The organism is Brevundimonas sp. AVps7 (assembly GCF_058681545.1).
The window spans coordinates 2,049,874-2,062,036 of sequence record NZ_CM178742.1; the positions used below are offsets into that span (position 1 = coordinate 2,049,874).

Sequence of the window (12,163 nt, forward strand, 5' to 3'; positions counted from 1 at the left end):
TTTCTTGCGAACGGTTCGCACAAACCCGGTCTTGAGAAGCCTGCGTTCTGCGACGTGAGGCGCGCGAAGAAAACTGTCGCAAAGGCCCGAAAGGTCGCTTGACACCCGGGGGACCCCCCGCCTAAACGACGCCCCTCGCCGCGACGGAAACGACGCGGCGGGAAACGCGGGTGTAGCTCAGTTGGTTAGAGTGCCGGCCTGTCACGCCGGAGGTCGCGGGTTCGAGTCCCGTCACTCGCGCCACTTTCTGTGATTGCAGAAAGTGGCGCGCCCGCCCAAATGTGTTCCTCGGGTTTGGCAAGTGCCATCAGGCAGTTTACCTCAGCGGCGAGGAATACCGGATCGGCGACGATTCACGTGCGACACTCCAGCTAACGCGGCTTCCAGTCAGCGGCTCATCGACATCGTTGGCGTATTGCTGCGCCTAGCAATCGTCTGATGCCTTATCCCTACAAATCTGCAGGGTTGCAGGTTAAGCCAAGACCATCTGGGGACAGCGCCGAATGTTGAAGAGAAAGACGTTGCTGGTCGTGGGGGCCGGCGCAAGCTGCGGCCTTGGGTTGCCTTCCGGCGATCAACTGATGCGAATGGTGGTTAAAGCAGTTAATACGCGAGCTCGAGATGCTGACGGTAGCAGCACACACGCGGCAGATATATTCGAAGCGGTACGCGCCAATGGCTCAACCGATTTTGAAGACTACCTCGAAGCTGGCCATCGAATTGCCAAAGGCCTACTAATTTCGACGTCGATAGACGAGTTTCTGGCTAGCCATCGACATGACGAACATATGGTTCGGCTTGGCAAACTCGCGATCGCATACGCAATCCTTAGGTCGGAGCAAACCGCGGCTCGTCTGTCGGGGCTGGGAACCTCGTTGGGGCGGAACGACGCGATCGTTCAAGATTTGGCTGGGACCTGGATCGGCCGGCTGACTGCACATCTCGCCGCCGGAAGAACACCGTCAGATTTGACCCAACTATTCGAAAATCTAACAATAATAAACTTCAACTATGATCGATGCGTAGAGCAACTATTATTTATGTTTGTCCGACGCGTTTTTGCAACTAATAGTCGAGATACTGCAAAAGCTATATCAAGCTTGAACATAATCCATCCGTACGGGCGGGTAGGCCAACTCGAATGGGAGCAGGATTGTGATGCGGAAATTAGATTCGGCGGGCCTGCCGCACCGGATCGTCTCTGGGCCCTCTCACACGAAATTAGGACGCTAGGTGACGGGCCCAGCGATGCACATGCAATCGACGAAATGCATCTAGCCATTATTGAAGCAAGCCAAGTTTTGTTTCTAGGCTTCGCTTTTCACGCGCAGAATGTCGAACTATTGCAGCCTAACACTGGGCTTCTTGGACCAAAAGAGGTCTATCTAACGGCCTATCGCGAAGAGCACTATCGTTCGCAAGAGATGATGCGCCGAGCTCGCGAGCTCACACGCACATCTCAAACGGCTATCAATTTGCCCACGGATGCAGACACCGCTTTCGCTACGCTGGCGCTGCAGTTCTTTGGCTAGATCGCTGGATTGTCGCAATACTTGGGGCCGCTGACTTGTCAGTGAACCGCCAGTTCCTCACCCGGCTGCACGAACTCCGGCCGGCCGCTGACCTCGCCATAGGTCATGCACAGGTCCTCGAACACGCGGTTCCAGGCGAAGGTCTCGACCGTGTGCACCCGCGCCGCCGCGCCGATGGCCTCGATGTCGCGGGCGAACAGGGCCTCGATGGCCTCGGCGTAATCTGACGGGTCGGCGCTGCGGGCCAACTGGCCGACGTCGTTGGTGACCGTCTCGGCCACGCCGCCGGCGTTGACGCCGACGACCGGGCGGCCGCAGGCCATGGCCTCCAGCACGATCAGGCCGAAGGGTTCCTTGTCGTTGGCGTGCACGAAGGCGTCGCAGCTGGCGATGATCCGGGCCACGGCCTTGGGGTCGCGCTCGTAAGGCAGGGCGATGACGCGGTCCTCGGCGGGCATCCCCTGCCCCGCTCCGACCAGCACCAGATGATAGGGGGCGCCCAGCTTCTGGACCGCCTCGATCAGGACATCGATGTTCTTCTCGCGAGCCGGACGTCCGGCGAAGCACAGCAGACGGGCGCTGGCGGGCAGACCCAGTTTCTTCAGCAGCCAGTCGCGATCCCGACGGTCGGGCCGGAAGGTGTCGATCTCCACGCCCAGCGGCCGGATGACGATGTCCCGGATGCCGGCCTCTTCGAGGCGGCGGGCGATGAAGCGGCTGGGCGAGATGACGCGGTCGAACTGGCCGAACAGGCGGGCCCAGCGTTTCTCGACCGGCTTCTTGGCCCATTCGCCGAAGTGCAGGGCGGCGAGACCCGCGGGATCGGAGTGGCAGAAACCGACGACCGGACAGCCGGCGCGCTGGCCGGCCTCCAGGGCGCCCTGCCCGGGCGTATAGGGATCGCCCGCCTCGATCAGCGAGGGCTTCATCGAGGCGACCCAGGCGCCCCAGCGTTTCACTGAACTGGGCCAGCGATAGCCGTCGCCGAACGGCAGCTTCGTCGCATGAAGTTGGATGATGCCATCCCGCCCGGCCTTGTGCTGAGCGCCAGGCACGACCAGCGAGTGGGCGACGCCCGGACGGTTCGCCTCCAGCCAGGCCTTCTTGGACAGCAGATAGCGCTTCACCCCGCCCGAGCGCGGCGCATAGAGCATGGTCGTGTCGACCATGCGCGGACGCGGATCCTGGGTGGACGCCTTCAGAACCCTGAGCGTCTCGGCGACCTCTTCGTCCCAGCCAGGAATGAGCCGCAGCTCACCTTCGGAAACGTCGAGATCCGTCATGCTCATGGGGTCGTGCTCCGGGGACTGCGCAGGCTTAACGCGCGTCCGGGACTTTGGGATGCGTGCGGACGATTTGGGCCGGGCCATGAAGCGCCCCTACGCTCGCGGACAATGAAGCTCAAGCCTCATCATCGGTGTCGCCCGGCGGCGGGATGCGGACACCCCGCCGCTCCAGCGATTCCCTCAGTAGAATCTCCAGCTGGGCGTTGACCGAGCGCAGCTCCGCCGCCGCCAGCCGTTCGACCGCCGTCATCACGCCCGCGGAGGCGCGCATCAGGAAGGGTTTGCGGACCCTCGCCACGCCCTAGCCGTAGAGGGTGCCGGTGTTGACCACGGGCTGGGCCTCGCGGTCGGCGCACAGCACGACGAGCAGGTTGGAGACCATGGCGGCCTTGCGGTCCTCGTCCAGATGCACGACCTCGCGCTCGCCCAGATCCTTGAGCGCGCTTTCGACCATGCCGACGGCGCCGCGCACGATCAGGCGACGGGCCGACAGGATGGCCTCGGCCTGCTGGCGGCGCAGCATGGCTCCGGCGATCTCCGGCGCATAGGCCAGGTGGGCCAGGCGGGCCTCGTCGATCGCCACCCCGGCCACGCGGACGCGGTTCGCCAGTTCGTCCCGCAGCCGTCCGGCGACGTCCTCGGCATCGGCGCGCAGGGTCATCTCCTGTTCGACGCCCTCCTGTTCCTCGCCATGGTCGTAGGCGTAGTGGGAGGCGATATCGCGCAGGCCCGTGTCGATCTGGATGTTCACGAAGGCCTGATAGTCATCGACGTCGAACAGGGCCTGGGCCGAATCCTCGACGCGCCAGACAACGTTGGCGGCGATCTCGACGGGGCTGCCGCGCTTGTCGTTCACCTTCAGCTTGTCCGAAGTGACGTTGCGGGCCCGGAGAGAGATCTTCTTGCGGCTGTACCAGGGCAGGACCCAGCGCAGGCCGGTCGCCCGGTCGGTGCCGCGATAGGATCCAAACAGCATGATGGCTACGCCCTCGTTCGGCTGGAGGGCATAAAGACCGCACAACAGGAACAGGCCGATCAGGGCGAGGAGTATGCCTCCGACGATGTAAAGCGCCGTATCCGGGCTCTGGACCATGAGGACCGGCGCCAGGATGATCAGGCCCAGCCCGACCAGCAGCATCAGTATGCCGTTGGCCGTCTGTGCGGGCCGTTCTTGCGAGATTGTGCGTTGGTCGGTCATCTTGCCCTCCATTTCGATATGAAAATGATATTACTTTCCGGGCCGCACCGCAACGCTTTCGGTGACCTCCGGTCGCCCGACACATCGCTTTCGGCCTTGCATTCGCCTCAAATTCGCGAAACTTGAGACAGGTCGGGACGCCCCTGTTAGAAGGCGCCCGGCGCCCGTGCGCGTGTCCACTTGGGGTGAATTTCCGAATGCGTAGACTGCTTGCGACCGCGGTGGCGCTTGCCCCTCTGATGACGGCCGCAGGAGCGCATGCCGAGGTCGTGATCTCGACCGCCCGCACGACGCCCATCGTCACCTCCCTCGCGACCGGGACGGCGCGCGACGACATCCGCATCGGCACCGGCGGCTCGATCGCCGTGAACACCGGCGCTGCGATCACGGTCGATTCGAACAACAACATCGATCTGGACAGCGGCACCAGCATCACGATGGCCAACTCGGCCGATGGATCGACCGGGATCCTCGTCGGCCCGGGTTCGACAGCCGCGAACATCATCATCGGCGGGACCATCACGGTCACCGACAGCATCGACACCTACCCGGACAGCGACAACGACGGCGACCTGGACGGTCCGATCGCCGCCGGAGCCAACCGCTACGGCCTGCGTCTCACCGGCGCCACGCCCCTGACCGGTAATATTCTGGTGGAGAGCTCCGGCGCCGTCGTGGTCGAAGGCGCGAACTCACGCGCCATATCGATCGAGCGCGGTTTGACGGGCAATGTGACCGCCTACGGCTCGCTTCGCGCCGTAGGCGACAACGCCATCGGCTACTCCCAGACCGGCAACGTGTCCGGGGCGGTCAATCTGGGTGGTCCCATCACCGCCCAGGGCCTCGGCGCCAGCGCGGTCAACGTCCAGGGCGACGTCGGCGGCCGCCTGACCCTTCAGGGCGACATGTCCGCGACCGGCTATCGCTATACGCAGCGGCCCGGCGACACGACCCTGGCCTTGCTGGACGCGGACGACCTGCTGCAGGGCGCCTCGGCCGTCGTCATCGGCGGCAACGTCGCCCGCGGCGTTGTGCTGGATATCCGCCCGACGGACCTGATCACCGATGTCGCCACGGACTCGACCACGACCGACGAGGACGGCGACGGCATCGCCGACCTGTCGGAGAACAGCTCGGTCATCAACAGTTTCGGGGGCGCTGCGGCCCTGACCGTCGGGTCCTCCACGCGGGGCATCACCCTGGGCGCCGCTGGAACGACCGCGACCACCAACTACGGCCTGATCAATCGAGGCGTGATCACCGGCGACGGCGTGTACAACAACGTCACCGGCCTGGCCATGCAGCTGGGCGTCGCGGGCGGGCAGACCGTAGCTATCGCCGGCGGGGTTCGCAACGAAGGCTCCATCACGGCCCTGGGCCGCGGCGGCGGCGCGACCGCCGTTTCGATCGGGGCTGGCGTCACCACCCCGCGCTTTGACAACATCGGAACGATCACGGCGGGCGTGTCCAGTGAACTGGCGAACTCACCTACGACCGGCGTCAACATCGCGGTCGGCGCCAACCTGCCTGTCCTGTTCAACAATGGCGCGATCCTGGCCACGGCAGGCGGTGGCATTTCGACCGTCAACGCGATCCGCGACCAGTCGGGCACCCTCGCCTCGATTCAGAATGCCGGCTCCATCACGGCGGCGTTGGCTCCCAACGCGGCCGGCGCGGCGCTCACCGGCACTGCGACGGCGATCGACGTGTCCGCCAACACGACGGGCGTCACCTATCGCCAGTACGGCGAGACCAGCACGCCCTCGACAACCGATCCCGACACAGACGGCGACGGAGTGACGGATTCGAACGAGCCCGCGTTGATTGGTGCGGTCCGCTTCGGCTCGGGCGCCGACGCGCTGAACCTCGAAAACGGCTTCATGACCGGCGATGTCTCGTTTGGCGCCGGCGCGGACCGGCTGAACATCACGGGCGGCGGCATCTTGACCGGCGCAATCACCGACACCGACGGTCGTCTGGACATCAATGTGACCAACGGCACGCTGGATGCGCGCCAGTTGACGCGCACCACGGTCACCAGCCTGAATGTCGGCGCAGCGGGCGATCTGATCGTCACGATCGATCCCGCGAGCACCACCAGCGCAGGCTTCCGCGTCAACGGCGCGGCGAGCCTGGCCACCGGGGCCGGCCTGGGCGTGCGGTTCAACTCCCTGCTGACAGGACCACAGCGGTTCACCGTCATCGACGCCAACACCCTGACCATAGGCGCGATCGACCAGACGGCCGTGCAGGCGAACTCGCCCTATCTTTACGTCGTCAGCGCAGGCGCCGACGTGGCTGCCGGCGACGTCTACATCGACGCCCGTCGCCGCACCGCTGCCGAGGCGAACCTGATTGCGGTCGAAGGCCAGATCTTCGATTCCTTCTACGGCGCGCTGAGCTCCAGCACGGCCCTGCGCAACGCCTTCCTGTCCCAGACGGGCCGTGAAGGCTTCATCGACCTGTACGAGCAACTGCTGCCGGACCACTCGGGCGGTCCCCTGCTCTCCCTGGCATCGGGCGTGGACGCGGTCACCCGCGCCCTGACCGGCCGCAACGCGACGGTCGAGCCGGGCGAGACCAGCGCCTGGCTGCAGGAAATCAACTTCTACGCCGACAAGGACAAGACCGACACCTATGGCTTCCGTTCGGAGGGCTTCGGCGTTGCGGGCGGGATCGAGCGCGGCACGGGCCTGGGCGCCGTCGGCGTATCCCTCGCCTTCACCTCGTCGGACATCGAGGATCCCGAGGCCGAGGCCGAGGAAATCCTCTCGGCCAACCTCGTCGAGCTGGGCCTCTACTGGCGGGCCCAGGGCCAGGCCTGGAGCACCTGGGCGCGCGCGGCGGGCGGCTACGCCACCTTCGATTCGACGCGCCAGCTGGTCACCCAGAGCATCAACCTCATCAACACCTCCAGCTGGAACGGCTTCACGCTGTCGCTGGGCGGCGGCGCCTCCTATGAGCGCAACTTCGGTCGCCTGAGCATCCGGCCGGAAGTCTACGCCGAGTACTTCTCGCTGAGCGAGGACGCGCACACCGAGGTGGGTCTGGAGCCCGGCTTCAACCTGGATATCGAGGACCGCGACGGCCACATGTTCACCGGCGTCGCCGCCGTGAACATCGGCTACGGCTTCGGCGAGAACGGCTGGATCCGACCCGAGGTCCGCCTCGGCTGGCGTCAGAACTTCTCCGTCGATCCGGGCGAGACCATCGCCCGCTTCGCCTCGGGCGGCTCGCCGTTCACCTTGACGCCCGACTCGATCGAGGGCGGCGGTCCGATCGCGGGCTTCCACCTCAGCGTCGGCAACGAGCTCGGCAAGATTTCCGTCAGCGCGGACGCCGAGATGATCGAGGACTACGTCCGCTACACCCTGCTGCTGCGAGCCAGCTTCCGGTTCTGATCAGGTTGACAAGGTTGGTCGTAAACCTTGGTCGATTTGGTCGTGAATCCTGGTCGATTTGACGACGCAAAAACAAAGGCCGCCGGAGCGATCCGGCGGCCTTTTCTGTGTCCGGTGGTAGGCGGCGACGGGTTCGAACCGCCGACCCTCTCGGTGTAAACGAGATGCTCTGACCAGCTGAGCTAGCCGCCCTCACCACGGAGGCGGGTTGTGCCCTCACCCGCCCGCCGGTTCAAGTCGCTCCGCCCAAAGAAAAACCTCCCCGCCGGTGGGCGGGGAGGCTGTTCAGGTCAGTGGCTGACGACAGTCGATCCGTCGGAGGCCGGAGGAGCCTGCGGAGCCGGGTTCAGCGGCTCGGCCACCTCATCCCACTCCACCGCGGTCAGGGAGCCGGTCAGGGCCCATTTCAGAGCCTCGTCCGCCGTAGAGATCGGGATGATCTCCAGCGCGCCCTTCACATTGTCTGGCACGTCGGCGAGGTCCTTCTCGTTCTCCTGCGGGATCAGCACGGTCTTCACGCCGCTCCGAAGCGCCGCGAGCAGCTTCTCCTTCAGGCCGCCGATGGCGGTGACGCGACCGCGCAGGGTGATCTCGCCGGTCATGGCGATGTCCTTGCGGATCGGGACGCCGGTCAGGACCGAGACCATGGCCACCGTCATGGCGACACCAGCCGACGGGCCGTCCTTGGGCGTCGCGCCGTCCGGCACGTGCACGTGGATGTCGGTCTTCTCGAACACGGGCGGCTTGACGCCGAAGCTGAGCGAGCGGGCGCGGACGTAGGAGGCGGCGGCGGAGATGGACTCCTTCATGACCTCCTTCAGGTTGCCGGTGACGGTCATGCGACCGCGTCCCGGCATCTTGATCGCCTCGATGGTCAGGATGTCGCCGCCGAACTCGGTCCAGGCCAGACCCGTGACGATACCGACCTGATCCTCCTCGTCCGTCTCGCCGTAGCGGAACTTCTTCACCCCGGCGTATTCGGCCAGCTTGGCCTCATCGACGGTGATGGAGAGCAGATTCTGCTTGGACATCTCGCGGACGGCCTTGCGGGCCAGACCGCCCAGGGCCCGCTCCAGCGACCGCACGCCGGCTTCGCGGGTGTAGTAGCGGATCAGGTTGCGGATCTGCTCGTCGGGCACCACGAACTCGGCCGGGGTCAGGCCGTTGTCGGTCGTCACCTTGGGCAGGACGTGACGCTTGGCGATCTCGACCTTCTCGTCCTCGGTGTAGCCGCTCACCCGGATGATCTCCATCCGGTCGATCAGGGGCTGAGGCATATTCAGGCTGTTGGCCGTAGTGACGAACATGATGTTCGACAGGTCGTAGTCGACCTCCAGATAGTGATCGCCGAACGCGTTGTTCTGCGCCGGATCCAGCACCTCCAGCAGGGCCGAGGAAGGATCCCCGCGCCAGTCGGCGCCCAGCTTGTCGATCTCGTCCAGCAGGATGAAGGCGTTCGTGGTCTTCACCTTCTTCATGGACTGGATGATCTTGCCCGGCATGGAGCCGATGTAGGTGCGGCGATGGCCCCGGATCTCGGCTTCGTCGCGCATGCCGCCCAGGGACATGCGGACGTATTCACGCCCCGTCGCCTTGGCGATCGACTTGGCCAGCGAGGTCTTGCCGACGCCCGGAGGGCCGACGAGGCACAGGATCGGGCCTTTCAGCGAGTTGGTGCGCGCCTGGACGGCCAGATACTCGATGATCCGTTCCTTGACCTTCTCGAGGCCGTAGTGGTCCTCCTCGAGGATGGCCTCGGCCTTGTTCAGATCGATGGGCTTCTGCTTGGTCTTGCCCCACGGGATCGACAGCAGCCAGTCGAGGTAGTTCCGCACGACCGTGGATTCGGCCGACATCGGGCTCATGTTGCGCAGCTTCTTCACCTCGGCCTCGGCCTTGGTGCGGGCTTCCTTGGACAGGCGCGTCTTACGGATCCGCTTCTCCAGCTCCATGATCTCGTCACGGGCGTCGTCGGTCTCGCCCAGCTCGCGCTGGATCGCCTTCATCTGCTCGTTCAGATAATATTCGCGCTGGGTCTTCTCCATCTGGCGCTTCACGCGCGAGCGGATCTTCTTCTCGACCTGCAGGACGGAAATCTCGCCCTCCATCAGGCCGTAGACCTTCTCCAGACGGGCCGGGACCGCGATGGTCTCCAGCAAGGCCTGTTTGTCGGCGATCTTGACCGACAGATGAGCGGCGACGCTGTCGGCCAGTTTCGACGCATCGGTGATCTGGGGGATGGAGCTGAGGGCCTCGGGCGGCACCTTCTTGTTCAGCTTCACATAGCTCTCGAACTGCTCGACAACGGCGCGCAGCAGGGCCTCGGCCTGGGACGGTTCGCCCAGGTCGTCCTCGATCTCTACGGCCTCGGCCTCGAAATACTCCTCGCGGTCGGTGAAGCGGGTCAGGCGGGCGCGGCCCTTGCCCTCGACCAGGACCTTTACGGTGCCGTCGGGCAGTTTCAGCAGCTGCAGAACGGTGGCCAGCACACCGACCGGATAGATGGCGTCCGGCGCCGGATCGTCGTCCACGCTGTTCTTCTGGGTGGCCAGCAGGATCTGCTTTTCACCCTTCATGATCTCGTCGAGCGCCCGCACGGATTTCTCGCGCCCTACAAAGAGCGGCACGACCATATGGGGGAAGACGACGATGTCCCGCAGAGGCAGGACGGGCAGAATTTTACTCTCGGACATAATGCGCTCCTGGACCTTTGATCATCTCCGGTCCGCCCACCCCTGGCGCCCCGCGATATGCAGCGACACCCTGGAGAGGCCCGTCGATTCCGACGGCGTTCGTGTGAGTATGTGGCCCCTTGCCACCGGGGTTCAAGCGCTGCGGCTGGACGATGCACAGTCGCGTGCAAGTCCGGTCAAGCTGCATGATCCGTGTGAGCGACCGGGGTGGCCGGGGTCGGCTCGACCCTCGGAGACCAAAAGCGCGACATGGGGCCGGTCAAACCCCTGTGGCGCGCGCGCCTCAACATCGTCCGTCGTCGGCAACCGAACCCAACCGTGGCCGTTGCCGTCGCACCGATAACAATGATTGGGAGGCTTTCTTGTACAAGATCATCACTCTGGCGGCGACGGCATCCCTGTTCGCGCTGGCCGCCTGCAACCGCGACACCGAGACCGCCCCGGCGGTCGATGACGCGACAGCGAGCGCCGATGCGATGTCCGCCGACCGCGCAGGGTCGGACGCCTCGACCAGCGCGCCCGTCGCTCCGTCTAGCGCTGCGACCAGCGGCAACGCCGCCTCGGAAACGATGGCCCCCGCGGACTCCAGCATGGCTGCCCCGACCGGAGCCGGTGTCGGTCCGGTGACCGACGACACCCGCGCCAACGCCCAGACAGCGGCGGAAGAAACAAACCTGCATCCCAAGCCGCCGACGAACTGACCCGCCGGGCATGAAAAAGGGGCGGAGCCGTAAAGGCCCCGCCCCTGTTCTTTCGGCCTTGGACCCGCCTTACGCGGCGCCGTCGGCCGCCTTTTTCTTCTCGGCGTAGATCAGCAGGGGCTGGGCCTTGCCCTCGATGACCTCGGCGTTGACGACCACTTCCTCGACGCCCTCGAAGGTGGGCAGTTCGAACATCGTCTCCAGCAGGATGCCTTCCAGGATGGAACGCAGGCCGCGGGCCCCGGTCTTGCGCGTGATGGCCTTCTTGGCGATCGCGTTGAGCGCGTCGTCGGTGAAGGTCAGGTTGACGTTCTCCATCTCGAACAGGCGCTTGTATTGCTTGACCAGGGCGTTCTTCGGCTCGGTCAGGATGGTGACCAGGGCGGTTTCGTCCAGGTCTTCCAACGTCGCCAGAACCGGCAGACGGCCGATGAATTCGGGGATCAGGCCGAAACGCATCAGGTCGTCAGGCTCGACGCCCTTGAGGATGTCGCCGGTGCGGCGTTCATCGACATTCGACACCTTGGCGCCGAAGCCGATCGAGGCCCCTGCCCCGCGCGCCGAGATCACCTTTTCAAGGCCGGCGAAGGCGCCGCCGACGATGAACAGGATGTTGGCGGTGTCGACCTGCAGGAACTCCTGCTGGGGATGCTTGCGGCCGCCCTGCGGAGGCACGGAGGCGACGGTGCCTTCCATGATCTTCAGCAGGGCCTGCTGCACGCCCTCGCCGGAGACGTCGCGGGTGATCGAAGGGTTGTCCGACTTGCGCGAAATCTTGTCGATCTCGTCGATGTAGACGATGCCGCGCTGCGCCCGTTCGACGTTGTAGTCGGACGCCTGGAGCAGCTTCAGGATGATGTTCTCGACATCCTCGCCCACGTAACCGGCTTCGGTCAGGGTCGTGGCGTCGGCCATGGTGAACGGCACGTCGATGATGCGGGCCAGCGTCTGGGCCAGCAGCGTCTTGCCCGAGCCGGTCGGCCCGATCAGCATGATGTTGGACTTGGCCAGCTCGACGTCGTTGTTCTTCGTCGCGTGGTTCAGGCGCTTGTAGTGGTTGTGCACCGCGACCGAGAGGACCTTCTTGGCGTGGCTCTGGCCGATGACGTAGTCGTCGAGGACTTCGCGAATTTCCTTGGGCGTGGGCACGCCATCCTTGGATTTGACGAAGCCAATCTTGTGCTCTTCGCGGATGATATCCATGCACAGCTCGACGCATTCATCGCAGATGAACACCGTCGGTCCGGCGATGAGCTTGCGCACCTCGTGCTGGCTCTTGCCGCAGAACGAGCAGTAGAGCGTACTTTTGGCGTCGGTGCCGGCTGCTTTGGTCATAGACCCTTCTCACTCTC

At 64.9% G+C, this 12,163-nt stretch carries 8 protein-coding genes and 2 tRNA genes; 4 read left to right on the forward strand and 6 right to left on the reverse strand.

What is annotated here, in order from left to right:
• Positions 1–166 precede the first annotated feature (166 nt).
• Together ACW17Y_RS10300 and ACW17Y_RS10305 are read left to right on the forward strand one after the other, a co-directional pair.
• Positions 167–243 (forward strand) — tRNA-Asp (locus tag ACW17Y_RS10300).
• Positions 244–503: 260 nt separating this feature from the next.
• Positions 504–1,532 (forward strand): hypothetical protein, encoded by a 1,029-nt coding sequence (locus ACW17Y_RS10305; protein ID WP_492035621.1) that lies wholly within the window; start codon positions 504–506, stop codon positions 1,530–1,532.
• Positions 1,533–1,570: 38 nt separating this feature from the next.
• Here the strand turns inward: ACW17Y_RS10305 and ACW17Y_RS10310 are convergent, their stop codons facing one another.
• From ACW17Y_RS10310 to ACW17Y_RS10320, 3 genes are all read right to left on the reverse strand, one after another.
• On the reverse strand, positions 1,571–2,821 hold the full coding sequence (locus ACW17Y_RS10310) for a glycosyltransferase (RefSeq protein WP_492035622.1): 1,251 nt from the start codon (positions 2,819–2,821) through the stop codon (positions 1,571–1,573).
• 112 nt (positions 2,822–2,933) lie between these two features.
• Positions 2,934–3,089 (reverse strand): type II toxin-antitoxin system antitoxin, encoded by a 156-nt coding sequence (locus ACW17Y_RS10315; protein WP_492035623.1) that lies wholly within the window; start codon positions 3,087–3,089, stop codon positions 2,934–2,936.
• Positions 3,090–3,119: 30 nt separating this feature from the next.
• On the reverse strand, positions 3,120–4,016 hold the full coding sequence (locus ACW17Y_RS10320; RefSeq protein WP_492035624.1) for an SPFH domain-containing protein: 897 nt from the start codon (positions 4,014–4,016) through the stop codon (positions 3,120–3,122).
• 197 nt (positions 4,017–4,213) lie between these two features.
• Here ACW17Y_RS10320 and ACW17Y_RS10325 point away from each other — a divergent pair, with 197 nt between their 5' ends.
• Entirely contained in the window at positions 4,214–7,417 is a 3,204-nt protein-coding gene (locus ACW17Y_RS10325) for an autotransporter outer membrane beta-barrel domain-containing protein (protein WP_492035625.1), read from the forward strand.
• Between the two features lie 115 nt (positions 7,418–7,532).
• On the opposite strand, the gene ACW17Y_RS10330 is transcribed toward ACW17Y_RS10325, so the two are convergent.
• Positions 7,533–7,609, reverse strand: a tRNA-Val gene (locus ACW17Y_RS10330).
• A gap of 98 nt (positions 7,610–7,707) precedes the next feature.
• Complete coding sequence (gene lon / locus ACW17Y_RS10335; RefSeq protein ID WP_492035626.1) at positions 7,708–10,110, reverse strand: endopeptidase La; 2,403 nt, start codon at positions 10,108–10,110, stop codon at positions 7,708–7,710.
• Positions 10,111–10,472: 362 nt separating this feature from the next.
• Here lon and ACW17Y_RS10340 point away from each other — a divergent pair, with 362 nt between their 5' ends.
• The gene (locus ACW17Y_RS10340) at positions 10,473–10,811 is read left to right on the forward strand and encodes a hypothetical protein (RefSeq protein ID WP_492035627.1); all 339 of its coding nucleotides are present in this window, start codon (positions 10,473–10,475) and stop codon (positions 10,809–10,811) included.
• A 69-nt stretch (positions 10,812–10,880) separates the two neighbouring features.
• On the opposite strand, the gene clpX is transcribed toward ACW17Y_RS10340, so the two are convergent.
• Positions 10,881–12,146: an ATP-dependent Clp protease ATP-binding subunit ClpX gene (gene clpX, locus ACW17Y_RS10345; RefSeq protein ID WP_492035628.1), complete on the reverse strand. Its 1,266-nt coding sequence runs from the start codon at positions 12,144–12,146 to the stop codon at positions 10,881–10,883.
• Positions 12,147–12,163: the final 17 nt, after the last annotated feature.